The organism is Quadrisphaera sp. KR29, from assembly GCF_052644995.1.
Window position 1 is genome coordinate 67,178 of the sequence record NZ_JBQXXG010000012.1, and the last position, 23,747, is coordinate 90,924.

The window sequence follows — 23,747 nt, forward strand, 5'->3', positions numbered from 1 at the left end:
GCCTCGCCGCCGTGACCGGCATGTCCCGGGCCACCGTGTCAGCCCTCGTCGACGCGCTGCTGGCCGGCGGCCTCATCGAGGAGCTGCCTCCGCCGCCGCGCACGAGCGCCGGCAGGCCCGCCAACGGGCTGCGCCTGTCGGGCTCCCGCGTCGCCGCGCTCGGCGTGGAGCTGGGCGCGGACCACCTCGTGGCCTGCGTGCGCGACCTCACCGGCGCCGTCCGCGCCCGCGCCGCCGTCCCGGAGATCGACAGGACCGGCAGCCCCGAGCTGGTGCTGCGGGCCTCCGCCGACCTGGCCGCCGACGTCCTGGGGCGGGCCGCCGCGCAGGGCCTGGACGTGGTCGGCGGCGCGTGGGCCGTGCCCGGCCTGGTCGACGCCGTGGCCGGGCGCCTGCGCGTGGCCCCCAACCTCGGCTGGCGCGACGTGCCCGTGCTCGACCTGCTGCGCGAGCACCCGGCGCTGGCGGGGCTGCCGCTGTCGGTGGACAACGAGGCGGCGCTCGCGGCCGTGGCCGAGCTGTGGCAGCCCGCCGGGGGCGCGCTGCCGGCGCCGCGCAGCTTCCTGCTCGTCACCGGGGAGGTCGGCATCGGCGGCGGGGTCGCCCTGGACGGGCGGGTGCTGCGCGGCCAGCGCGGCTGGAGCGGTGAGCTGGGGCACGTCACCGTCGAGCCCGACGGCCCGCGCTGCGCGTGCGGGGCGCGGGGCTGCCTGGAGGCGTACGCGGGCCAGGAGGCCCTGCTCGCCCGCGCCGGGCTGCCGGTGCGCCCGCGCACCGCCCGCGGCGCCGACGGCTCCGGCGGGCCGGACGGCGCGGGGGGCACCCCCGCACTGCTCCGCGCCGCCGCCGAGGTCGGCCACCCCGGCGTGCTCGAGGCCCTGCGAGAGGCCGGCCGGGCCCTCGGCGTGGCCCTGTCGGCGGCGGTGAACCTCCTCGACGTCGACGCCGTGGTGCTCGGCGGCTCCTGCGCCCCGCTGGCGCCGTGGCTGGTGGGACCCCTCACCGCGGAGCTGGAGGAGCGGGTGCTGCGCGGGAGGCTGCTGCCGGTGCAGGTGCGCGTCTCGGCCACCGGGGCCGACGCCGCGGTGATGGGTGCGGCGGCCCTGGTGCTGCAGGACGTGCTCGACGCGCCGGGCGCCGCGACCGCGGCGGGTCAGGACTCGAAGGCCGTCGGCAGGTACTGGTCGACGTTGTCCTTGGTGACCACGGGCGCCGACAGCGTGATCTTGCGCGGCACCTCGACCTCCACGAGGTCGCCCAGGGCCTTCTCCTGGACCAGCAGCCGCGCGAGGCGGATGCCGTCGGCGGCCTGCGTGGAGGGGTAGATGACCGTCGCCTGCAGCGAGCTGGCGCCGGACTGGATGTCCCGCATGGCGTTGGCCGAGCCGGCGCCACCGACCATGAAGAACTCGCTGCGCCCGGCGTTGGCGATCGCGGCCAGGACGCCGACGCCCTGGTCGTCGTCGTGGTTCCAGATGCCGTCGATCTTGGGGGCCGCCTGCAGGAGGTTGGCCGTGACCTCCTCCCCGGACTCCACGGTGAACTCCGCCGCCACGCGGTTGGACACGCTCAGGCCGCACTCGGACAGCGCGTCGGCGAAGCCCTGGGAGCGGTCCTGGGTGAGCGGCAGGGAGTCGATGCCCGCGATCTCGGCGACGACGGCGCCGGGGGTGTCGCCCAGCTGGGAGCACATGTACTGCCCCGCCGAGACGCCCATGCCGTAGTTGTCGCCGAGGACGGTGACGCGGGCGGCGTTGGGGTCGGAGAACTCCCTGTCGACGTTGATGACGGGGATGCCGGCCTGCATGGCCCGCAGCGCCACCGGGGTCAGCGCCGCGCCGTCGAAGGGCAGCAGCACGATGGCGTCGACGCCCTCGTTGATGAAGGTCTCGACCTGGCTGATCTGGGTGTTGACGTCGTTGGTGCCCTCGGCGACCACGAGGTCCACGTCCGGGAGCTGCTCGGCCTGGGCGCGGGCGCCGTTGGTGATGGCCGCCATCCACCCGTGGTCGGCGGCGGGGGCGGAGAAGCCGATGCGGACGGTCTCGCCCGCCTCGTCGTTGCTGCCGCCGCCCGCGGCCGGGGCGGCGGCCGCGGAGGGCGCGGCGGCCTCCGGGGTGTTGCCGGTGCAGCCGGCGAGCAGCGCCGCCGCGCTCAGGGCTGCGGCGGTCGTCAGGGTGAGGCGGCGCTGGCGCGACGTCGTCGTCGTCCTGGTCACGGTCTTCCTCCGGTCGTCGGTGCTGGGTGGGGCGGGGTGGTGCGGGAAGCCTGCTGCGCCCGGTGCCTGGAGCGCGGTCAGGAGCGGGGTGTGCGGCGCGGTCACGCGCCGGGGGCGCCGGGAGCGCCGCCGGCCGCGGCGCCCGGGGTGGGCGTGCCGGCGGCACCGGCGGGCGGTGCGGCGGCGCCGGGGGGAGCCGCCGGGCCCCCGCGCGCGCGGCCCCCGCCCGCCGCGACCCGCGCTGCCACGCGCTGCTGGAGCAGCACGGCGGCGACGATGATCGCGCCCTTGGCGACCGCCTGCGCCGAGCTGGAGAGGTTGTTGAGCGTGAAGACGTTGCTCAGCGTGGTGAAGATGAGGACGCCGAGCACGGTGCCCACGATGGTGCCGCGCCCGCCGACGAGCAGGGTGCCGCCGATGACCACGGCGGCGATGGCGTCGAGCTCGAGCAGCGTGCCGTGGGTCGAGGAGCCCGTGGTGGTGCGGGCCATGTACATGACGGCGGCGATGCCGCACGTCAGGCCCGAGAGGGCGTAGAGGGCCACGGTGTGGCGCTGCACCCGGATGCCCGCCAGGCGCGCGGCCTCGGCGTTGCCGCCGATGGCCACGGTGCGCCGCCCGAAGGTGGTGCGGTTGAGCAGCACCCAGCCGGCGACGGCGACCAGGGCGAAGACCACGACGAGGACGGGGACGCCCAGCACGCTGCCGGAGAAGAAGGCGATGAAGTCGCGGTCCTGGACGATCTGGGTGCGCCGGTTGGAGAGGATCTCCGCGAGCCCGCGCGCCGCGGCCAGCATGGCCAGGGTGGCGATGAAGGCGACCAGCCGGCCGTAGGCGATGACCACGCCGTTGACGACGCCCGCCGCCGTCCCCACGAGCAGCGCGGTGGTCACGAGCACGATCCAGTGGGTCCCGGCGGCCACCGCCTGGGTGGCGAGCGTGGTGGCCCAGACCGAGGACAGCGCCACCAGCGCCCCGACCGAGAGGTCGATGCCGCCGCCGATGATGACGAAGGTCATCCCGACGCTCACCACCCCGATGATCGAGGCCAGGCGCAGGATCGTCAGGCCGTTCTGGAGGTCGGCGAAGCGGTCCCCGGCGGTGATGACGCCGACCAGGCACAGCAGCACCAGCGCGACGACGAGTCCGGCGCTGCGCCCGACGCCCAGGGAGCCGCCGGCCCCGCGCCGCCCGGTCCCGGTGCTGCCACCGGGTGCCGGGCCGGGCGCCGGTGCGGTGGCCGCGCCACCGCCGGGGGTGGTGCTGGTGGTGCTGCTGGTCACGCTGCGCTCCCGTCCGCCGCGGCGCCGCTGCGGGGCGCCTGCTCCATCACCAGGTCGAGCACGCGGTGCTCGTCGAGCTCCTCGGCGCGCGCGGTCGCCACCACGCGCCCGTCGGCCAGCACCAGCACCCGGTCGGCCAGGCCGAGCACCTCGGGGATCTCGCTGGAGACCAGGACGACGGCGACCCCCCGGTCGGCCAGCGAGCGCACCAGCGCGTAGATCTCCGCGCGCGCCCCGACGTCGACGCCCCGCGTGGGCTCGTCGAGCAGCAGCACGCGGCAGTCGCGCAGCAGCCACCTGGCGAGCACCACCTTCTGCTGGTTGCCGCCCGACAGCGTCCTGACCTCCCGGGCGACGTCGACGGGCCGCAGGTCCAGGGCGCGGGCCTGCTCGCGGGCCGCCTCGACCTCCGCGCCCCGGTCGAGGAAGCCGGCCCGCGCGAAGCGGGCCAGGCTCGCCAGGGTGGTGTTGGCGGCGATGGACTCGCCCATGAGCAGGGCCTGGCTCTTGCGCTCCTCGGGGGCCAGCCCCACCCCGGCGGCGACGGCGGAGGCCACGTCGCCGCGGCGCAGCGCCCGGCCACCCACCCGCACCGCGCCGGAGGTGGCGCGCCGCGCCCCGGCCACGGTCTCCAGCACCTCCGAGCGCCCGGAGCCGACCAGGCCCGCCAGGCCCAGCACCTCCCCGGGGCGCACGGAGAAGGAGACGCCCTCGAAGGCGCCGCGCAGCGCCAGGTCCTCCACCTCCAGCACCGGCGCGGGACCGTCGTCGTCGGGCAGCGGCGCGGCGGCGCGCTCGGGGAAGACGCTGTCGATGCTGCGCCCGGTCATGAGGGCGATGAGGTCGTGGGTGGCGGTGGTGCGCGCGGGCAGGCCCGAGGCCACGGTGCGCCCGTCCTTGAGGACCGTGATGCGGTCGCCGATCTGGCGGATCTCCTCCAGCCGGTGGCTGATCCACACCACGGCCACCCCGGCGGCGGTGAGGTCGCGCACCACCCCGAACAGGTGCTGCACCTCCTCGGTGTCCAGCACCGCCGAGGGCTCGTCCATGACGATGAGGCGGGCGTCCTGGGACAGGGCGCGCGCCATGCTCACCATCTGCTGGGAGGCCGCCGGCAGCTCACCGACCTCGGTCCCGGGCCGGATCTCCGGGTGGCCCAGGCGCCGGAGCAGGTCGGCCGCGGTGCGGCTGCTGCGCTGGCGCCGCAGCAGCCGCAGCGGCGAGGACATCCGGTCGAGGTGGATGTTGTCGGCCACCGACAGGCCGGGCACGAGGTCGAGCTCCTGGTAGATCGTCGCGACGCCGCAGCGCATCGCCGCCCGGGGGTCGGCGAAGGAGACCTCCGCGCCCTCCCAGGTGATCGTGCCGGCGTCGGGCCGGTGGGCCCCGGCGAGCACCTTGATGAGCGTGGACTTGCCGGCGCCGTTCTGGCCCATGAGGCAGTGCACCTCGCCGGCGCGCACGTCGAGGTCCACCCCGTCCAGGGCCCGGACGCCGGGGAAGCCCTTGGTGATGCCGCGCATGGAGAGCAGCGGTGCACCACCTTGATCATCTTTGACCACGTCATGACCCTAGGGCCGCATTGCGCCGACGGTCAAACAAATCATGGTCCGCGTGTCGGGCGCGTAGGCCGTCCGTGGTGGGATGGCCGCCGACAGCAGTGGGCTCGAGGAGGAGCGAGGACAGATGACGACGAGCACCGGCGGGCAGCGGGAGCTTCGGGTGGCGATGGTCGGGCACGGCTTCATGGGCGCCGCCCACAGCCAGGCGTGGCGCGTGGCCCCCCACTTCTTCGACCTGCCGCTGGCGGTGCGGCGCTCGGTGGTGGTCGGCCGCGACGCCGGACGCGCCGCCGCCGCGGCGGAGAAGTTCGGCTGGGAGGCCTCCGCCACCGACTGGCGCGAGGTCATTGCCCGCGACGACGTCGACCTGGTCGACGTGGTCGCCCCCGGCGACGCGCACGCCGAGGTGGCCATCGCGGCCCTGGAGGCCGGCAAGCACGTGCTGTGCGAGAAGCCGCTCGGCAACACCCTCGCCGAGGCCGAGGCCATGAACGCCGCCGCCGAGAGGGCCGCCGCCTCCGGCGCGAAGGCCATGGTCGGCTTCAGCTACCGCCGCGTGCCGGCCGTCGCCTTCGCCCGCCAGCTCGTGGCCGAGGGCGCCGTCGGCCAGGTGCGCCAGGTGCGCGCCTCCTACCTGCAGGACTGGCTGGCCGACGCCAGCGCGCCCATGACCTGGCGGCTGGACAAGGCGCTGGCCGGGTCCGGTGCGCTGGGGGACATCGGCGCCCACGCCATCGACCTCGTGCAGCACGTGCTCGGCACCGAGATCACGCAGGTGAGCGGACTCATGCACACCTTCGTCACCGAGCGGCCGCTGTCCGGCGGGCGCGGCCTGTCGGCCAGCTCGTCCGGCGGGGCGGGCGACGAGGTCGGGAAGGTCACCGTGGACGACGCCGCCCTGGCGATGGCCCGCACCGCCGAGGGCGCCCTGGTCTCGCTCGAGGCCTCGCGCTTCGCCACCGGGCGCAAGAACGGCCTGCACCTGGAGGTCTACGGCTCCGACGGCGCGATCGTCTTCGACCTGGAGGACATGAACGTCCTCCAGGTCTACGACGCCCGCGAGGGCGCCGACCGCCAGGGCTTCAAGCGCGTCCTCGTCACCGAGCCCGAGCACCCGTGGATGGCCGGCTGGTGGCCGGCCGGGCACATCATCGGCTACGAGCACACCTTCACCCACCAGGTGGTCGACCTGGTCGGCGACATCGCCGCCGGCCGCCAGCCCGCGCCGAGCTTCGCGGAGGGCCTGCAGGTCCAGCGCGTGCTCGACGCCCTGGAGCGCAGCGCGGGCGAGGGCAGCGCCTGGGCGCCGACCTCGGCCTGACTCAGCCCCGGTGGTGCGGGGGAGCGGTGCTCTCCCGCACCACCAGGCGGGTGGCCAGCTGCAGGTGCGCGGCGGCGGCCCCCGCGCGGGGGCGGGGCGGGGCGCCGGCGCGCCGCGCCCCGACCTCCTCGAGCACCATCCGCACGCTCTCCCCGGCCATCTCGCCCAGCGGCTGGCGGACCGTGGTCAGCGGCGGGGACATGTACTGGCACATCGAGACGTCGTCGAAGCCGACCACCGACAGGTCGCCGGGCACGTGGAGCCCGCGGCGGCGCGCCTCCTGGTAGACGCCGCTGGCCATGAGGTCGGAGCCGGCGAAGATGGCGGTGGGCGGGTCGGGGTGGTCCAGCAGCGCCGTCGCGGCGCGCTGGCCGCCGGCGGCGGTGAAGTCGCCCTGCTGCACGAGGGACTCGTCCACCGGCACCCCCGCGCGCGCCATGGCCGCGCGGTAGCCCTCCAGGCGCTCCTGGCTGCACAGCAGGAAGGGCACTCCGGTGATGGTCGCGATGCGACGGTGGCCGAGGGCCAGCAGGTGCTCGGTGGCGGTGACGCCGCCGGCGAAGTTCGTGGCGCCCACGGTGGGCAGCGCGGGGTCGGAGCTGCCGGCGGGGTCGAGCAGGACGACGGGGGCGCCCAGCGAGGCGACGTCCTCCGCGCTGCCGCCGCCGAAGCGGTTGATGACCAGGACCACGCCGGAGGGGCGGCGGGAGCGCAGCGCGCCGAGCCAGGACCTGTCCCCGCCGTCGTGGTCGTGCGCGGCGTTGACGACCAGGCCGGCCCCTGCGCGCGAGGCGCTGGCCTCGGCGCCGGCGAGCACCTCCAGGGCGTAGGCGCTGGCGAGGTCGGTGATGACCAGCTCGACCAGCGGGGAGCTGGTGCGCTGCTCGCGCAGCCGGCGCCGGGGGCGGTAGCCGGAGCTGGCGATGACGCCGCTGACGAGGTCGCGCGTGTCGGGCGCCACGTCGTCGCGCCCGTTGAGGACCTTGGAGACCGTGGGCACGGAGACGCCGGCCTGCCGCGCGACGTCGGCGATGGTGATCCGGCCCTCGGCGCGGCCGGTGGTGCTGCTCATGCCCACTCCCGTCGCGGGTTGGTGTGTCGGCGGATGTTAGCCGAAAGTTTCGGCTCTGTGGAAGGGCTCCTCGGCAGCGCAGAGGAGTCGGCTGCTCACGCAGGGCAGCGACCGCGCCAGCCGTCGTTCATCGACTGGTCCGCTCGGGTGTCGATCGAGGCGTCGATCAGCGTGACGGAATCGTGACCTGCCCAACACCTGCTGCGTGGTCGGAATCGCTTGACGCCCCTGGGATCGCCTCCTACTGTCCAGCAGGCAAGCGCAACGGTCGGAAAGTTTCGATCGCTCGCCCGACCACCAGCACGCCGCGCCGATGCGGCCTGAACGACGGAGTTCACGTGGACGCTTCACCGATCCCCGGCAGCGGCACCTCCCGCCGCGGCTTCCTCGCGATGCTCGCCATGGCTCCCCTCGCGGGCGCCGCCCTCTCGGCGTGCGGCTCCTCCGGTCCCGGCGGCAGCGGCGGCGGTGGTGGCGGCGACGGCAAGGCCTCGATGTGGTACCTGTCCGGCGAGCCCAACGAGACCATCAAGGGCGACAACCTCAAGGCCTGGAACGACGCCAACCCCGAGGAGACCATCGGGGTCACGTTCTTCCAGAACGACGCCTACAAGACGAAGATCAAGACGGCGATCGGCGCCGGCCAGGCCCCGACCATCATCTACAGCTGGGGCGGCGGCACGCTGGCCAGCTACGCGGCGGCCGACCAGGTGCTCGACCTCACCGACTGGTTCGACCAGAACCCCGACGTGAAGAACAGCGTGCTGGCCTCGACCTTCGGCGCCGCCACCGTCGACGGCAAGATCTACGCCTACCCCAACGAGAACGCCGCGCTGATCCTCTTCTACTACAACAAGAAGCTCTTCGACCAGGTCGGCGCGCAGCCGCCCACCACCTACGCCGAGCTGCTCGAGCTGGTCGACACCTTCAAGGGCGCCGGCATCGCCCCCATCGCCCTGGCCGGTCAGTCCCGCTGGACCTCGATGATGTGGCTGGAGTACTTCTTCGACCGCATCGGCGGCCCGGAGGTCTTCCAGGCCATCTTCGACGGCACCCCCGACGCGTGGTCGAACCCCGACGCGATCAAGGCGCTCCAGACCACGCAGGACCTGGTGAAGGCCGGCGGCTTCATCACCGGCTTCGAGTCGATCACCGCCGACAGCAACGCCGACCAGGCCCTGATCTACACCGACCGCGCCGCCATGATGCTGCACGGCTCCTGGGTGTACTCCGGCATCAAGAACGACGCCGCCGACTTCGTGTCCGAGGGCAACCTGGGCTGGTTCGCCTTCCCCGCCGTCGAGGGCGGCAAGGGCGACGTCAAGAACGTCGCGGGCAACCCGGCGCAGTACATGTCCATCTCCTCCAAGGCCACCCAGGAGCAGCAGGACATCGCCAAGAAGTACTTCGCCGACAAGGAGAACGGCATCTTCTCCGAGCCCGTCATCGACGCCTACGTCGAGTCCGGGCAGGTCTGCATCGCCGCCGGCATCGAGGACAAGCTCGCCCAGAGCGAGGACGCGGACTTCCTGCAGTTCGCCTACTCGGCGATCCAGGAGGCCCCCAGCTTCGTGCAGTCCTGGGACCAGGCCCTCTCGCCCACGCAGGCCGAGGCGCTGCTGAGCAACATCGACCAGCTCTTCAGCCTCTCCATCACGCCCGAGCAGTTCGCCCAGAACATGAACGCCACGATCGGCCAGTGACCCGTCCAGCACGCCAGTGACACCCGCGCCGGGGGGCGGTCGACAGACCGGACGTCCCCCGGCGCGAGGCGGCGCAGAGCGCGCCGCACCTCACCGAGGAGGAACCCCAGGCATGAGCAGCACCCGCCCGACGTCCCAGGCCTCCCGCCGCCAGTTCCTGAGCATGATCGCCCTGGCGCCGGTCGCCGGCTACGCCCTCTCCGCCTGCGGCACCTCCGGACCGGGCGGCTCCGGCTCGGGCGGGGACGCGGTGGCCACGGAGTGGTACCTGTCCGGCGAGCCGTCGGAGACCATCACCACCAACGCGGTCAACGCCTTCAACGAGGCCAACCCCGACAAGAAGATCGGGCTGACGTTCTTCCAGAACGACGCCTACAAGACGAAGATCAAGACGGCGATCGGCGCCGGCCAGGCCCCCACGATCATCTACGGGTGGGGCGGCGGGACGCTGGCGAGCTACGTGGCAGCCGGCCAGGTCGACGACCTCACGGGCTGGTTCGACCAGAACGCCGCGGTCAAGGACCGGCTCTTCCCCTCCAGCTTCGGCCCGGCGACGGTCGACGGGAAGCTCTACGCGCTGCCCAACGAGACCGTGACGCCCATCGTCATGTACTACAACGAGGACCTCTTCCAGCAGGTGGGCGCGGAGAAGCCCACCACCTGGGACGAGCTGCTGGCCCTGGTGCCCGTCTTCCGCGACGCCGGGGTGGCGCCGCTGTCCCTGGGCGGGCAGTCGCGCTGGACCTCGATGATGTGGCTGGAGTACCTCTTCGACCGCATCGGCGGCGCCGAGGTGTTCCAGAACATCGCCGCCGGCCAGCCGGACGCCTGGTCGGTGCCCGCGGCGGTCGACTCCCTCACCAAGATCCAGGACCTGGTCCGCGCCGGCGGGTTCGTCGACGGCTTCGAGTCGGTGACGGCCGACAGCAACGCCGACCAGGCCCTCCTCTACACCGGGCGCGCGGCGATGATGCTCCACGGCGCGTGGTGCTACGGCGCCATGAAGAACGACGCCCCCGACTTCGTCACGGGCGGCAAGCTCGGCTTCGGCGCCTTCCCGACCGTCGAGGGCGGCACGGGCGACCCGAGCAACGCGGTCGGCAACCCCGGCCAGTACATGTCGATCTTCTCCCGGGCCAGCCAGGAGGCCAAGGACGCCGCGCTGGCGTACTTCGCCGACGGGATCATGACCGACGACGTCATCCAGGCCTACATCGACAACGGCCAGGTGCCGATCGTCACCGGCATCGAGGACAAGCTGGCGAGCTCCGAGGACCCGGAGTGGCTCGACTTCATCTTCCAGCTGGCCTCCAAGGCCGCGGTCTTCACCCAGTCCTGGGACCAGGCGCTCAGCCCCTCCACCGCCGAGGCGCTGCTCACCAACATCGAGCAGCTCTTCGCGCTCTCGATCGACCCGCAGACGTTCATCACCAACATGAACGCGACCCTGGGCCAGTGACCCTCCCCGCGGCCGCCCCTCGCGGGGCGGCCGCGGACCGCCCCCAGCTCCCGAGGAGAGGACAGGACCCATGAGCGCCTCAGCGACGACGACGCGCGCACCCGCCCGAGGGGCCAGGGCCGCCAGAGGCGGCGCCCCGAGCGAGCACCGCAGCGTCAAGACCGGCTCCGTCGCCTGGATGGCGCTGCCCGCGCTGCTGTTCTTCATCGCCTTCGGCGGCGTCCCGCTCATCGGGGTGCTGCTGCTGAGCTTCACGCAGTGGGACGGCATCGGCGCCATCAGCTGGCTGGGCGTCGGCAACTGGGTCTCGGTGCTGCAGGACCCGGTGATGTGGAAGGCCATGGCGCTGACCTTCGGCATCATGATCTTCAGCTGGGCCGTGCAGACGCCGCTGGCCCTGCTGCTGGGCGTCTTCACCGCCGGGACGCAGAAGTACCGCGCCTTCCTGGCGGTGCTGTACTTCCTGCCGCTGCTCATGAGCGCCGCGGCCATCTCCATCGCCTACAAGGCGCTCCTGGACCCCAACTTCGGCCTGGCCGCGTCGTTGGGCATCCCGATCCTGGTCCAGAACTGGCTGGGCAGCCCGACCCTGGTGCTCTTCGTCATCATCTTCGTGCTGAGCTGGATGTACATCCCGTTCCACTCCCTGATCTACCAGGGCGGCGTGCGGCAGATCCCCAGGACGATGTACGAGGCCGCCAGCATCGACGGCGCCGGCACCGTCCGGCAGTTCTTCTCCATCACCCTGCCGCAGCTCAAGTACACGATCATCACCTCCTCCACCCTCATGGTGGTCGGCTCGATGACGTCCTTCGACCTCATCTTCGTCCTCACCGGCGGCGGCCCCGGCGACGCCAGCCGCGTGCTGGCCCTGGACATGTACCTGCGCGGCTTCCGCGCCAACCAGATGGGCCCGGCGAGCGTCATCGCCGTCCTCATCGTGCTCATCGGCCTGGGCCTGGCGCAGCTGCTGCAGCGCATCGGCGGCAAGGACAAGACGAGCAGCCAGATGGAAGGCATGTGACGTGACGGACATCAGCCAGGGCTCTGCGCCGACCCCCGCCCTCGACGGGGACCCCAGCACCACCCCCACCGCCCCGAAGGGCTCCGGCAGCCAGGTGGGCCAGCCCCGCCGCGGCCAGCGGGCCAGCCGCCCCAACTGGATGGCGGGCATCTTCGGCTGGGTGTGGCTGGCGATCATCATCGTGCCGATCTACTGGATCGTCATCACCAGCCTGAAGCCCTCCAGCGAGTACTTCACGACCAACCCGCTGCTGCCCTCGACGTCGCCGACGCTGAGCGCCTACCAGCTGGTGCTCGAGAACGACTTCGCGATGTACTTCCTCAACAGCGCCATCGTGACGCTGGGCACGGTCATCCCCGCCGTCCTGATCTCCTTCATGGCGGCCTTCGCCATCGTCCGCGGCTCGGGGCGCTTCCTGCGCTACACCAACGCCTTCCTGCTCATGGGCCTGGCGATCCCGCTGCAGGCGACGATCATCCCCGTGTACCTGCTGATCATCAGGCTGTCGCTGTACGACTCCCTGACGGCGCTGATCCTGCCCAGCATCGCGTTCTCCATCCCGCTGGCGGTGCTGGTGCTGTCCAACTTCATCCGCGACGTGCCGAACGAGCTGTTCGAGTCGATGCGCCTGGACGGCACCAGCGAGTGGGGCACCGCCTGGCGCCTGGCCTTCCCGCTGACCCGTCCCGCCGTCGCCACGGTCTCCATCTACACCGGCCTGCAGGTCTGGAACGGCTTCCTGCTGCCCCTCGTGCTGACCCAGAGCCCGGACCTGCGCGTGCTGCCGCTCGCGCTGTGGACCTTCCAGGGCCAGTACTCCGTCAACGTCCCCGCGGTCCTCGCGGCGGTCGTCCTGTCGACGCTGCCGATCCTCGCCTTCTACGTCGTGGGCCGTCGTCAGCTCGTCTCCGGCCTCACCGCCGGCTTCGGAAAGTGAGCACCACCCCTTGACCAGCACCACCAAGCGCGCCCTCGTCACCCGCGGCGGCTGGGACGGGCACCAGCCCGTCGAGGCGACCGAGCTGTTCATCCCGTTCCTGCGCGAGCACGGCTTCGACGTCCGCGTCGAGGAGGGCCCGGCGGCCTACGCGGAGTCCGACTACATGGCCGGGCTCGACCTCGTGGTGCAGAGCATCACGATGTCGACCATCGAGCCCGACGCGCTGAAGGGCCTGATGGCCGCCGTCGCGGCGGGCACCGGCTTCGCGGGCTGGCACGGCGGCATCGCCGACTCCTTCCGCAACAGCTCGGACTACCTGCAGCTGGTGGGCGGGCAGTTCGCCACGCACGCCGCGCTGCACCCGCCGGCCGAGCGCACGGGCGAGATGGAGGACAACTACGTCCCCCACCGCGTGGAGCTGACCGCCGCCGGCCGTGAGCACCCGATCACCGCCGGGCTGGACGACTTCGAGCTGGTCACCGAGCAGTACTGGATCCTCTCGGACGACCTCAACGACGTCCTGGCCACCACCACCACGGACACCCGCGCCTGGGAGCCCTGGCACCGGCCGATCACCTGCCCCGCGGTGTGGACCCGCGCCTGGGGCGAGGGCCGCGTGTTCGTGGCCACCCCGGGCCACCGCGTCGACGTGCTGCAGGACCGCAACGTCCGCACCCTCGTGGAGCGCGGCCTGCTGTGGGCGGGACGCTCGCTCGACGTCGCTGAGGAGACCGCCCGATGAGCCACCTCGAGCAGCCGCTGCGCGTCGGCGTCGTCGGCGCCGGCAAGATCAGCGAGCAGTACAGCCACAACCTGTCCCGCCTGCCGCAGCTCGCGCTGGTGGCCGTGGCCGACCTCGACACCGCCCGCGCCGAGGCGCTGGCCGCCCAGCACGACGGCGCGCGGGCGCTGCCGCTGCAGGAGCTGCTGGAGGCCGACGACGTCGACGTCGTCCTCAACCTCACCATCCCCGCGGCCCACGCCGAGGTGGCGCTGGCCGCCATCGCCGCCGGCAAGCACGTCTACGGCGAGAAGCCGCTGGCGGCGACGACGGCCGAGGGGCGGACGGTGCTCGAGGCCGCCGCCGCGGCCGGCGTGCGCGTCGGCTGCGCGCCCGACACCGTGCTGGGCACCGGGGTGCAGACGGCGCGCGCCGCCGTCGAGTCCGGGCTCATCGGCACCCCGCACGCCGCCACCGCGACGTTCGTGGCGCCCGGGCACGAGCTGTGGCACCCCTCGCCGGAGTTCTACTACGCCCCCGGCGGTGGCCCGCTGCTCGACATGGGGCCGTACTACATGACGTCCCTGGTGCACCTGCTCGGGCCGGTGGTCCGCGTGACCGGCCTCGCGTCGGCGCCCCGCTCCACCCGGACGGTGGCCAGCGGCCCCAAGGCGGGCCTGGAGTTCCCCGTCACCACGCCCAGCCACGTCACCGGGCTGCTGCAGCACCGCGACGGCGCGCTGACCACCGTGGTGATGAGCTTCGACGTGTGGGGCTCGCGGGCCCCCCGCCTCGAGGTGCACGGCCCGAAGGGCTCGCTGTCGGTGCCGGACCCCAACTACTTCGAGGGGGCCGTCGAGCTCTGCAGCCCCGACGTCGCCGGGCTGGACGAGTGGGGCCGCGCGCAGTGGGAGCAGCTGGAGCCCAGCGCCGGCTACGTCGGCGCGGGGCGCGGCGAGGGCCTGGCCGACCTGGGCCTGGCGCTGGCCGCCGGCACCGCCCACCGCGCGTCGGGCGAGGTGGCGCTGCACGTGCTCGACGTCATGGAGCAGGTGCTGGCGTCCGCGCACGCCGGCGGCGCCCCCGTCGACGTGACCACCACGTGCGAGCGGCCCGAGCCCGTGGCCGGCCTCGTCGACCTGCCGGCGCAGACCGCCTGACACCCCCCACCACCGTGATCATGGGCGTTCGCCACCGCGAGGGTGGCGGACGCCCATGATCACGGGGATCTTGGAGAGCTGATCGTGAGCACGGACCTTCCCGCACGACCCGCGCCGGCCGTGGCCGACGTCGACCCGTCGGCACCGCTGAGCCCCGAGCGCGCCGCGCGCGTGGAGGAGCTCCTCGCCGCGATGAGCGTCGAGGAGAAGCTCTTCCAGCTGGTGGGGCTGTGGGAGGGCCGGGGCGGCACGGGGGAGGGCGGCGACGTCGCCCCCATGGCCGACGCCATGCAGGGGGACGCCCCCGACAGCCTCGAGGGGTACGCCCAGCGCGGCCTCGGCCAGCTCACGCGCGTCTTCGGCACCACGCCCGTCGACGCCGTCGAGGGCGCCAAGGGCCTCGTGGCCAAGCAGCGCTGGCTGCAGGAGCACTCCCGCCACGGCGTCCCGGCGCTCGTGCACGAGGAGTGCCTCACCGGCCTGGCGGCCTGGGGCGCCACGACGTTCCCCGCGCCCCTGAGCTGGGGCGCGAGCTTCGACGAAGGTCTCGTGGAGCAGGTCGGCGCCGCCATCGGCGCCTCGATGCGCTCCCTCGGCGTCCACCAGGGGCTGGCGCCGGTCCTCGACGTGGTCCGCGACGCGCGCTGGGGGCGCGTCGAGGAGTGCGTGAGCGAGGACCCCCACCTGGTGGGCGAGGTGGCGACGGCGTACGTGCGGGGGGTCCAGTCCGCCGGCGTCGTCGCCACCCTCAAGCACTTCGTCGGGTACTCCAACAGCCGGGCCGGCCGCAACCTCGCTCCCGTGCACGCCGGTCCGCGCGAGGTCGCCGACCTGCTCGTGCCCTTCGAGATGGCCCTGCTCGACGGCCGCGTGGGCTCGGTGATGAACAGCTACGCCGAGGTCGACGGCGTGCCCGTGGCCGCCGACGCCTCGCTGCTCACCGAGCTGCTGCGCGAGCGGTGGGGCTTCGAGGGCACCGTGGTGGCCGACTACTTCTCCGTCGCCTTCCTCCAGACGCTGCACGGCGTGGCCGCCGACGTCGCCGACGCCGGGGCGCAGGCCCTCGAGGCCGGCATCGACGTGGAGCTGCCCACCGGCGTGGCCTACCTGGCGCTGGCCGAGGCGGTCCGGGGCGGCGCGGTGCCGCAGGACCTGGTCGACAGGGCGCTGCGGCGCGTGCTGACCCAGAAGGCCGCCCTCGGCCTGCTCGACCCGGGCTGGGACCCCGCGGCGGGGCTCGGTCCGGCCGGCGACGGGGACGTCGAGGCCATCGACCTCGACCCGCCCGCCCACCGCGACCTGGCGCGCCGGCTCGCCGAGGAGTCCGTGGTGCTGCTGTCCAACGACGGCGCGCTGCCGCTGGCGCCGACGGCGGCCCGGCGCCTGGCCGTGGTCGGCCCCAACGCCGACGACCCGTCCGCGCTGTTCGGCTGCTACTCCTTCGCCAACCACGTGCTCGCGCAGCACCCGGGCACGCCGATGCGCCTGACCGTGGACCCGCTGCTCACCGCCCTGCGCGCCGAGTACGCCGGGGCCGAGGTCGTGCACGCCCGCGGCTGCGACGTCGACACCGAGGACACCTCCGGCTTCGGCGAGGCCGTCGAGGCGGCCCGCGGAGCGGACGCCGTCGTCGTCGTCCTGGGCGACCGGGCGGGGCTGTTCGGGCGCGGGACCAGCGGGGAGGGCTGCGACGCGGAGTCTCTGGACCTGCCCGGCGTGCAGCAGCAGCTGCTCGACGCGGTGCTGGACGGCGTGGCCGAGGGCACCCCGGTGGTGCTCGTGCTCCTCACCGGCAGGCCCTACGCCGTGGCGAGCGCCCTGGAGCGGTGCTCCGCGGTGGTGCAGGCGTTCTTCCCCGGCCAGGAGGGCGCCGGCGCCCTCGCCGGGGTGCTCTCCGGGCGGGTCAACCCCTCCGGCCGCCTGCCGGTGACCCTGCCCCGCTCGGTCGGGGCCCAGCCGTACAGCTACCTGCACCCGGTCCTGGGGGGCGCCTCCTCGGTGTCCAACATCGCCACCGAGCCGGTCCGCCCCTTCGGGCACGGCCTGTCCTACACCACCTTCGAGCGCTCGGACCTGCAGGTGGAGTCCGCTGAGGTCCCCACCGGCGGGTCGGTCGTCGCCTCGGTGGTGGTCACCAACACCGGGGAGCGGGCCGGCGCCGACGTCGTGCAGCTGTACGGGCACGACCCCGTGGCCTCGGTGACCCGCCCGGTGACCCAGCTGCTGGCGCACGCCCGCGTGCACCTGGAGCCGGGGGAGTCCGTGCGCGTGCTGCTCGACGTCCCCACCCGCAGGCTGGCCCTGACCGACCGCCGCGGCGTGCGCGTCGTGGAGCCCGGAGCGGTGCAGCTGCGCGTCGGCCCGGACGCCGAGCACGTCGAGCTCACCGCGGACGTGGAGCTGGTCGGCGACGCGCACCCGGTCACCACGGCCGACCGGCGCGCGGTGCTCACCGCCTTCGAGCCGCTCGCCTGACGGACGGCAGCAGCGACGCAGGAGGCCCGCACCCCCACCGGGGCTGCGGGCCTCCTGCGTGCGCGCCGCAGGCGTCAGCCGTCGCTGTCGCTGCCCAGCTGGACCTGGACGTCCTGCTCCTGGCCGCCGCGGACCACCGTCAGGGTCACGGTGTCGCCCGGGGCGCGGCTGCGGACCTGCGCGGTCAGCGACTCGGCGCTGGTGACCGGCCTGTCGTCGACGGCGGTGATGAAGTCGCCCTGCTGGATGCCGGCGCTGGCCGCCGCGCCCCCGGAGACGACCTGCGCCACCTCCGCCGCCTGGCGGCTGGTGCCGTCGACGGTGGCGATGCTGCTCTCGCTGGTCATGCTCACCCCGAGGCGCGCGTGCTCGGCCGTGCCGGTCTGGATGAGCTCGGTGGCCACCCGCTTCACCTCGTTGCCGGGGATCGCGAAGCCCAGGCCGATGCTGCCCGCCTGGCCCGAGCCGTCGGAGGTGGAGGCGATGGAGGAGTTGATGCCGATCACCTGGCCGCGCGCGTCGACCAGCGGGCCGCCGGAGTTGCCGGGGTTGATCGCGGCATCGGTCTGCAGCGCGTTGGTCACCACGGTGCTGTCGGACTGCTGCTGCTGGTTGAAGCCGAAGGGGTCGGGCTGCTGGGACTCGCTGGCCTGCGTGGTCACCGGGCGGTCGGTGGCCGAGATGATGCCGGTGGTCACCGTGTCCTGCAGGCCCAGCGGGTTGCCGATCGCCATGACGCCCTGCCCGACCGCGGCCTGGCTGGAGTCGCCGAAGGTCGCCGGCTTGAGGTCGCTCGGCGGGTCCTGGATCTGGATCACCGCCAGGTCGGTGGAGGGGTCGGTGCCGGCGATCTCCCCCTGGTACACGCGGCCGTCGGACAGGATGATCCTGATCTGGGCGCCGCTGCCGGTGGCCGCGGTGGCGACGTGGTTGTTGGTCACCACGTGGCCCTCGGTGTCGAACACCACGCCGGTGCCCTCACCGCCGCGCTGGCCGTCGGAGACCTGGATGGTCACGACGCTCGGCTCGACGGCCTTCGCCACCGTGCCCCAGTCGACGCTCTGCCCGATCGGGACGGCCTGCCCCGCGGTGCCGCCGGAGCTGGCCGCACCGCCGGAGCCCGAGGAGCCGTCCACGGTGCTCGACGCCGACGCGGGGGCCGCCGTCTGGTCGGTGGCCTTGGCCAGGCCGAAGGCGCCGCCGCCGGCGATGAGCGCCGCGAGGGCCGCCACCGCCACCACGCCGCCCCACCCCGGGCCGCGACGGCCGCGGGAGCCGCGGGAGGCGCCGCCGGTGCCGTGCCCGCCGCCCCCGTCGGGGTCGCTGGCGGGGGTGCCGTACCACGGCGAGCCGCCCCCGGCGCCCGGGTGCGGAGCCGTCGCGGTGCCCTGGCCGCCGAAGCGGTGCCCGCCGTGCCCGGGACCGCCTCCGAAGGCGCGCGGGTGCTGGCCCTCCTGCGCGGCCTGGGGCGCGGTGGGGACGGGGCGGTAGGGGTCGCGCGCCGGCTGCGGACCGGTGTGCCCGCTGCCCACCCAGCCCTCGCCCGGCGGCGCCCAGGACGGGTTCTGGCCGCCGGGTGCGCCGGGACCGGGGGAGTGGGTGTCGTGGCTCATCGTCTTCTCTCCGTCAGGAGTGGACCGGGGCGTTCTGGTAGTAGAGAACAGGTCGGGGCTGCACGCACCGTGGACGGTTGCTGGAAGCTCTCTGGGAGCTGCGTCACCGCTGGGACGGCGACCGGTCAGCGCTCCGTGCGGTGCCTCACCGCCGAGATGACAGGGGCCACGACCTGCCGCAGGCCCTGCCTGACCAGCCCGGGGACCTCCCGGTCGCCGTGCAGCGCGCTGCGCAGGCCGCTCTTGACGGTCTGCAGAGCCTGCTCGCTCGACACGTGCGGCGGGATGATGGGCGTGGCCGGGTCGACCACCGCGTCGATGACGAAGGGCCGGTCCGCGGCCAGCGCCGCCGCCCACGCGGCGTCGACGTCCTCGGGGCGCTCCACCCGGACCCCGCCGAGGCCGAGCAGCTGCGCCCACTGCGCGTACGGCACGTCGGGCAGCGACTGCGAGACCGGGTCGGGCACCTCGCCCAGCTCGGCGCGCACCTCCCACGTCTCGAAGCTCAGGTCGCGGTTGTTGAGCACCAGGACCGCCAGGCGCGGGTCGTCCCAGCTCTGCCACTGGCTCGCGACGGTGATGAGCTCGTTGACGCCGTTCATCTGCATCGCGCCGTCGCCCACCAGCGCGATGACCGGGCGACCCGGGTGCGCGGTCTTGGCCGCCAGCGCGTACGGCAGCGCGCCGCCCATGCTCAGCAGCAGGCCCGACAGCGACCCGAACTGGCCGGGGCGCAGGTCGACGTCGCGGGCGTACCACGCGGTGGCCGTGCCGCAGTCGACGGCGAGCAGGGCGTCGTCCGGCAGGTGCGGCTGCAGGCCCCGCACGACGGCCTCCGGGTTGACCGGCTCGGCGGCGGCCGCGCAGCGCGCCTCGCGCAGCGCGTCGTCGTCGGCCTTCCAGGTGGCGATGCGCTCGCGCCAGGCGCCGTCGCCGCGCGGGCGCAGCAGGGGCAGCAGCGCGGCGAGGGTCTCCGCGGCGTCGCCGACGAGGTTCACCTCGGTCGGCGTGCGCAGGCCGCACTTGGCGCCGTCGAGGTCGACCTGCACGCTGCGGGCCTGGCCGGGCGGCGGGTAGTGCTCGCCGTACGGCATCGTCGAGCCGACCACGAGCAGCGTGTCGCAGTGCTGCATGAGCTCGTAGCTCGCGCGGGTGCCGAGCAGGCCGATGGCCCCGGTGACCCACGGCAGCCGGTCGTCGAGGACGTGCTTGCCGAGCAGCGCCTTGGCCACGCCGGCGCCCAGGACGTCCGCGACGGCGGTCAGCTCGGCGGTGGCGCCGGCCGCCCCCACGCCCGCGAGGACCGCGACGCGCTCGCCGGCGTTGAGGACGGCGGCCGCCTCCCGCAGCGCCGCCTGCGGCGGGGCGCCCGGGTCGGTGCTGGGCACGCTGGAGGTGTGGCTGTAGCCGTGCGCGAAGGGGGTCTCCAGGACGGCGTCGGCGCTGCCGAGGTCGCTGGGGACGATGACCGCGCACACCGTGCGGTGGGCCAGCGCCGTGCGGCAGGCCTGGTCGACGGCGTGGACGACCTGCTCGGGGGAGGACAGCTGGATGACGTAGTCGGCGACGTCCTCGAACAGCGCCTTCGCGTCCACCTCCTGGTAGAAGCTCGTGCCCAGGGCCGGCGTCGCGGACTGCCCGACCAGCGCGACCACGGGAACCCTGTCGAGCTTGCCGTCGTAGAGCCCGTTCAGGGCGTGGAGGGCGCCCGGGCCGCTCGTGACGACGCACGCGCCGATGGGGGAGCCCCCGTACTTGACGTCCGCGACGGCCGCGAAGGCGGCGGTCTCCTCGTGCCGGACCTGCACCAGCTGGGCCGCGCCGGCGCGGCGGGCGCGGCTGATGCCGGCCATGACCCCGCCGACGCCGTCACCGGGGTAGCCGTAGTAGCGGCGCACGCCCCAGCGCGCCAGGCGCTCGACCACGTGCTCGCCGACGGTCGTCGGCTCCGGGACCTCGGCCCACTGGCCGGTGCTCTGCTGCGGGCGGGTCTGCGTCACGGGTGGCCCCTACCCACCCCGTGCCATCTCGATCACCCTCTGCGTCGCAGCCGAGCGCCCGGTTGCTGTTCCGGAGAGGGGCCGAACCGCAGCGGAGCGCTCGGTTGCGGATCGAGAGGAGGACGACGACGGGGGAACGCCCCGGGGGCCGTGCCCGTTGACCGAGGCATGAGCACGCCGACGTCGCCGACGCTGACCTGCCCGAAGTGCCACGGCGCCATGCGCAGCTACGAGCGCAACGGCGTCACGATCGACCAGTGCACCGAGTGCCGCGGGATCTTCCTGGACCGCGGTGAGCTGGAGCGCCTGGTCGACGCGGAGGCCGCGTACTACGACGACAGGCCCTCGGCGCCCCAGCACCAGCAGCCGGTGCAGCCGCAGCAGCCGCAGGGCCAGCCGTACGGGCAACAGGCGCCCAGCTACTCCCAGCCCGCCTACGGGGCGACCGGCGGCGCCTCGCACGACGCGCAGCAGCGCACCGGCTCCAGCGCCCAGGCGGCCCCGCAGGCCGGCGGCTCATCGGGGTCCGACCTCGGCAGGCTCGCGAGCGAGGTGTTCAAGCAGGTCAGCGCGGCGCGGTCGTCGTCGTCCTCGAGCTCCTCGTCGCAGTACGGCGGCAAGCGGAAGAAGTCGTTCCTCGACCAGCTGCTCGGCTGAGGCGGCACCGCCGCCGGCGCGCTCAGGCGCCGGCGGTGGTGGTGCCGGTCTGGGGGAGGTCGTCGGCGTCGACGATCGAGTACGCGTAGCCCTGCTCCGCCAGGAAGCGCTGGCGGTGGGCGGCGAAGTCGGCGTCGACCGTGTCGCGCGCCACCACCGTGTAGAAGCGGGCCGTGCGGCCGTCGGCCTTGGGCCGCAGCAGCCGGCCCAGGCGCTGGGCCTCCTCCTGGCGCGAGCCGAAGGAGCCCGACACCTGCACCGCGAGCGAGGCCTCCGGCAGGTCGATGGAGAAGTTGGCGACCTTGGAGACCACGAGCACGTGCAGCTCCCCGGCGCGGAAGGCGTCGAAGAGGCGCTGCCGCTCGGCCACTGTCGTCTCGCCGGTGATGACGGGCGCGTCCAGGTGGTCGCCGATCTCGCCCAGCTGGTCGAGGTACTGCCCGATCACCAGCGTCTGCTCACCGGGGTGGGAGCGCACCAGGCGCTCCACCACGCGCGTCTTGGAGCTCGACGTGGCGCACAGCCGGTACTTCTCCTCCGGCTCCGCGGTGGCGTAGGCGAGGCGCTCGCCGTCGGGGAGCGTCACGCGGACCTCGACGCAGTCGGCCGGGGCGATCCAGCCCTGCGCCTCGATGTCCTTCCACGGCGCGTCGAAGCGCTTGGGCCCGATGAGGGAGAACACCTCGCCCTCGCGGCCGTCCTCGCGCACCAGCGTCGCGGTCAGCCCGAGCCGCCGGCGGGCCTGCAGGTCGGCCGTCATCCGGAAGATCGGCGCCGGGAGCAGGTGCACCTCGTCGTAGACCACCAGGCCCCAGTCGCGGGCGTCGAGCAGCTCCAGGTGCGGGTAGACGCCCTTCCGCTTGGTCGTCAGCACCTGGTAGGTGGCGATGGTGACCGGACGGACCTCCTTCTTGGAGCCCGTGTACTCGCCAATCTCGTCCTCGGTGAGGCTCGTGCGCTTGAGCAGCTCGCTGCGCCACTGCCGCGCGGAGACCGTGTTGGTGACGAGCACCAGCGTGGTCGCCTTCGCCTTGGCCATCGCCCCCGCGCCGACGATCGTCTTGCCGGCCCCGCAGGGCAGGACGACGACGCCGGAGCCGCCGTCCCAGAAGCCGTCGACGGCCTGCTGCTGGTACGGCCTGACGTGCCAGCCGTCCTCGGCCAGCTCGATCGGGTGCGCCTCGCCGTCGACGTAGCCGGCGAGGTCCTCGGCGGGCCAGCCGAGCTTGAGCAGCACCTGCTTGAGGTTGCCGCGCTCGGAGGGGTGCACGAGCACGGACTCCCGGTCGAGGCGCTCCCCGACCAGGGGCGCGACCTTCTTGGAGCGCAGCACCTCCTCGAGCACCGGCACGTCGGTGGCGTGCAGGACGAGGCGGTCGCCGTCCTTCTCCAGGCGCAGGCGGCCGTAGCGGTCCATCGTCTCGGCGACGTCGACGAGCAGCGCGTGCGGCACCGGGTAGCGCGAGTGCTCGATGAGCGCGTCGACGACCTGCTCGGCGTCGTGGCCTGCGGCGCGCGCGTTCCACAGGCCGAGCGGGGTGATGCGGTAGGTGTGCACGTGCTCGGGGGCCCGCTCCAGCTCCGCGAACGGCGCGATGGCCTTGCGGGCGGCGGGGGAGGCCGGGTGGTCGACCTCGAGCAGGAGCGTCTTGTCGCTCTGGACGATGAGGGGGCCGTCGGTCACCGCAGGGCCAACGCCGCGGGGCCCGCGGCGCTTCCCGGGCGCCTCAGACGGACACCCCGCCGGGGACGCCCGGGCCGCCGGTGCCGAACCCCGCCCAGGCGAAGAGGGCGAACACGCCCACCAGGACCAGGACGACCAGCGCGGTGAGCACGGCGAAGACCACCCACCCGGTGCGGGTCAGCCGGCGTGCGCCGGCCGGGTCCGTGCCGGCGCGCGTCAGGGCGACGATCCCGAGCACCGCGGGCGCGGCGTAGGCCAGGCCGACGACCGTCCAGGAGAGGACGAGCGCGAGCAGCCCGCTCAGCACCAGCAGCACCACGCTGCTGGGGGAGACCGGGTGCCGGGGGGCCGAGGAGGCGGGCACCCCGGCGTAGCCCTGGCCGTAGCCGTACCCCTGGCCGGGAACCTGGCCGTACCCCGGCGTCATGGGCCCGGGGGCGGCGTGGGAGCCCTGCGGGGGCTGCGGGTACCCGGGGGCCGGCGCCTGCCCGTAGGGGGGCTGGCCGTAGGAGGGCTGGCCGTAGGGGGGCTGGCCGTAGGGGGGCTGGCCGTGCGGCGGCTGGGGCGCGGAGGCACCGCCGCCTGCGGGCTGGGCCCACCCGCCGGGAGCCGGCTCGTCCCGGTGGGTGGTGGGGTGCTCGGACACCTGCGGCTGCGTGCTGCCCGCTGACGGCTCGACCGGCTGCTCGCCGTCCGGGGCGTCCCACGAGGAGCGGTGCGGGTCCTGCGTCACGAGCGTCCTTCCCGAGGTGGAGCGGTCCTCCCACGGTAGCCGCGGACCCCCGGTCCGACCCGGTCACGCAGGCGCCGCAGTGTCAGGTCACACGGAACCGTCAGGCCCAGGAGGCCGCGCAC

General features: G+C 74.2%; 17 protein-coding genes and 1 pseudogene. 10 read left to right on the forward strand and 8 right to left on the reverse strand.

Translation table 11 applies throughout. The features are described 5' to 3' along the window. Nucleotides 1-20: 20 nt before the first annotated feature. Nucleotides 21-1,055 (forward strand): annotated as a pseudogene (locus ACUN9U_RS12255) (ROK family protein); the annotation flags it as partial. A gap of 98 nt (nucleotides 1,056-1,153) precedes the next feature. Here the strand turns inward: ACUN9U_RS12255 and ACUN9U_RS12260 are convergent. From ACUN9U_RS12260 to ACUN9U_RS12270, 3 genes are all read right to left on the reverse strand, one after another. Then, a complete protein-coding gene (locus ACUN9U_RS12260) occupies nucleotides 1,154-2,218 on the reverse strand; it encodes a substrate-binding domain-containing protein (protein WP_445485275.1) in 1,065 nt (354 codons plus the stop codon). Nucleotides 2,219-2,319: 101 nt separating this feature from the next. Continuing rightward, nucleotides 2,320-3,501: an ABC transporter permease gene (locus tag ACUN9U_RS12265; RefSeq protein WP_445485276.1), complete on the reverse strand. Its 1,182-nt coding sequence runs from the start codon at nucleotides 3,499-3,501 to the stop codon at nucleotides 2,320-2,322. After that, entirely contained in the window at nucleotides 3,498-5,024 is a 1,527-nt protein-coding gene (locus ACUN9U_RS12270; RefSeq protein ID WP_445485336.1) for a sugar ABC transporter ATP-binding protein, read from the reverse strand. The genes ACUN9U_RS12265 and ACUN9U_RS12270 overlap by 4 nt, the downstream gene beginning before the upstream one ends. A gap of 163 nt (nucleotides 5,025-5,187) precedes the next feature. Between ACUN9U_RS12270 and ACUN9U_RS12275 the strand changes: the two genes are divergently transcribed. Further along, nucleotides 5,188-6,384 carry a Gfo/Idh/MocA family protein gene (locus tag ACUN9U_RS12275; RefSeq protein ID WP_445485277.1) on the forward strand — a complete coding sequence of 399 codons (1,197 nt, stop codon included), beginning with the start codon at nucleotides 5,188-5,190 and terminating at the stop codon, nucleotides 6,382-6,384. A gap of 1 nt (nucleotide 6,385) precedes the next feature. Here ACUN9U_RS12275 and ACUN9U_RS12280 read toward each other — a convergent pair whose 3' ends face one another. Continuing rightward, nucleotides 6,386-7,456 (reverse strand): LacI family DNA-binding transcriptional regulator, encoded by a 1,071-nt coding sequence (locus ACUN9U_RS12280; RefSeq protein WP_445485278.1) that lies wholly within the window; start codon nucleotides 7,454-7,456, stop codon nucleotides 6,386-6,388. 392 nt (nucleotides 7,457-7,848) lie between these two features. Between ACUN9U_RS12280 and ACUN9U_RS12285 the strand changes: the two genes are divergently transcribed. From ACUN9U_RS12285 to ACUN9U_RS12315, 7 genes are all read left to right on the forward strand, one after another. Next, on the forward strand, nucleotides 7,849-9,159 hold the full coding sequence (locus ACUN9U_RS12285) for an extracellular solute-binding protein (RefSeq protein WP_445485337.1): 1,311 nt from the start codon (nucleotides 7,849-7,851) through the stop codon (nucleotides 9,157-9,159). Between the two features lie 112 nt (nucleotides 9,160-9,271). Further along, complete coding sequence (locus ACUN9U_RS12290; RefSeq protein ID WP_445485279.1) at nucleotides 9,272-10,618, forward strand: extracellular solute-binding protein; 1,347 nt, start codon at nucleotides 9,272-9,274, stop codon at nucleotides 10,616-10,618. A gap of 70 nt (nucleotides 10,619-10,688) precedes the next feature. Beyond that, a complete protein-coding gene (locus ACUN9U_RS12295; protein ID WP_445485280.1) occupies nucleotides 10,689-11,642 on the forward strand; it encodes a carbohydrate ABC transporter permease in 954 nt (317 codons plus the stop codon). A gap of 139 nt (nucleotides 11,643-11,781) precedes the next feature. Next, nucleotides 11,782-12,579: a carbohydrate ABC transporter permease gene (locus ACUN9U_RS12300; protein WP_445485338.1), complete on the forward strand. Its 798-nt coding sequence runs from the start codon at nucleotides 11,782-11,784 to the stop codon at nucleotides 12,577-12,579. Nucleotides 12,580-12,589: 10 nt separating this feature from the next. After that, nucleotides 12,590-13,324 carry a ThuA domain-containing protein gene (locus ACUN9U_RS12305; protein WP_445485281.1) on the forward strand — a complete coding sequence of 245 codons (735 nt, stop codon included), beginning with the start codon at nucleotides 12,590-12,592 and terminating at the stop codon, nucleotides 13,322-13,324. After that, nucleotides 13,321-14,463, forward strand: a complete 1,143-nt coding sequence (locus ACUN9U_RS12310; RefSeq protein WP_445485282.1) for a Gfo/Idh/MocA family protein — start codon at nucleotides 13,321-13,323, stop codon at nucleotides 14,461-14,463. The genes ACUN9U_RS12305 and ACUN9U_RS12310 overlap by 4 nt, the downstream gene beginning before the upstream one ends. A gap of 84 nt (nucleotides 14,464-14,547) precedes the next feature. Beyond that, the gene (locus ACUN9U_RS12315) at nucleotides 14,548-16,938 is read left to right on the forward strand and encodes a beta-xylosidase/alpha-l-arabinosidase (protein WP_445485283.1); all 2,391 of its coding nucleotides are present in this window, start codon (nucleotides 14,548-14,550) and stop codon (nucleotides 16,936-16,938) included. Nucleotides 16,939-17,012: 74 nt separating this feature from the next. Here ACUN9U_RS12315 and ACUN9U_RS12320 read toward each other — a convergent pair whose 3' ends face one another. Together ACUN9U_RS12320 and ACUN9U_RS12325 are read right to left on the reverse strand one after the other, a co-directional pair. Then, nucleotides 17,013-18,551, reverse strand: a complete 1,539-nt coding sequence (locus tag ACUN9U_RS12320; protein ID WP_445485284.1) for a S1C family serine protease — start codon at nucleotides 18,549-18,551, stop codon at nucleotides 17,013-17,015. 125 nt (nucleotides 18,552-18,676) lie between these two features. After that, entirely contained in the window at nucleotides 18,677-20,551 is a 1,875-nt protein-coding gene (locus tag ACUN9U_RS12325) for a thiamine pyrophosphate-requiring protein (protein WP_445485285.1), read from the reverse strand. Between the two features lie 219 nt (nucleotides 20,552-20,770). Between ACUN9U_RS12325 and ACUN9U_RS12330 the strand changes: the two genes are divergently transcribed. After that, nucleotides 20,771-21,208, forward strand: coding sequence for a TFIIB-type zinc ribbon-containing protein (locus tag ACUN9U_RS12330; RefSeq protein ID WP_445485339.1), 438 nt, complete (start codon nucleotides 20,771-20,773; stop codon nucleotides 21,206-21,208). A gap of 22 nt (nucleotides 21,209-21,230) precedes the next feature. Here ACUN9U_RS12330 and ACUN9U_RS12335 read toward each other — a convergent pair whose 3' ends face one another. Together ACUN9U_RS12335 and ACUN9U_RS12340 are read right to left on the reverse strand one after the other, a co-directional pair. After that, nucleotides 21,231-22,892 carry a DNA repair helicase XPB gene (locus tag ACUN9U_RS12335; protein WP_445485286.1) on the reverse strand — a complete coding sequence of 554 codons (1,662 nt, stop codon included), beginning with the start codon at nucleotides 22,890-22,892 and terminating at the stop codon, nucleotides 21,231-21,233. A gap of 43 nt (nucleotides 22,893-22,935) precedes the next feature. Continuing rightward, nucleotides 22,936-23,625: a hypothetical protein gene (locus tag ACUN9U_RS12340; protein WP_445485287.1), complete on the reverse strand. Its 690-nt coding sequence runs from the start codon at nucleotides 23,623-23,625 to the stop codon at nucleotides 22,936-22,938. Nucleotides 23,626-23,747 lie beyond the last annotated feature (122 nt).

Coding starts and splice junctions, on each gene's coding strand:
- ACUN9U_RS12330 (WP_445485339.1), top strand. CDS start 20,771: ATGCGCAGCTACGAGCGCAACGGCGTCACGATCGACCAGTGCACCGAG.
- ACUN9U_RS12300 (WP_445485338.1), top strand. CDS start 11,782: ATGGCGGGCATCTTCGGCTGGGTGTGGCTGGCGATCATCATCGTGCCG.
- ACUN9U_RS12275 (WP_445485277.1), top strand. CDS start 5,188: ATGACGACGAGCACCGGCGGGCAGCGGGAGCTTCGGGTGGCGATGGTC.
- ACUN9U_RS12290 (WP_445485279.1), top strand. CDS start 9,272: ATGAGCAGCACCCGCCCGACGTCCCAGGCCTCCCGCCGCCAGTTCCTG.
- ACUN9U_RS12295 (WP_445485280.1), top strand. CDS start 10,689: ATGAGCGCCTCAGCGACGACGACGCGCGCACCCGCCCGAGGGGCCAGG.
- ACUN9U_RS12285 (WP_445485337.1), top strand. CDS start 7,849: ATGCTCGCCATGGCTCCCCTCGCGGGCGCCGCCCTCTCGGCGTGCGGC.
- ACUN9U_RS12270 (WP_445485336.1), bottom strand. CDS start 5,024: ATGCGCGGCATCACCAAGGGCTTCCCCGGCGTCCGGGCCCTGGACGGG.
- ACUN9U_RS12280 (WP_445485278.1), bottom strand. CDS start 7,456: ATGAGCAGCACCACCGGCCGCGCCGAGGGCCGGATCACCATCGCCGAC.
- ACUN9U_RS12310 (WP_445485282.1), top strand. CDS start 13,321: ATGAGCCACCTCGAGCAGCCGCTGCGCGTCGGCGTCGTCGGCGCCGGC.
- ACUN9U_RS12320 (WP_445485284.1), bottom strand. CDS start 18,551: ATGAGCCACGACACCCACTCCCCCGGTCCCGGCGCACCCGGCGGCCAG.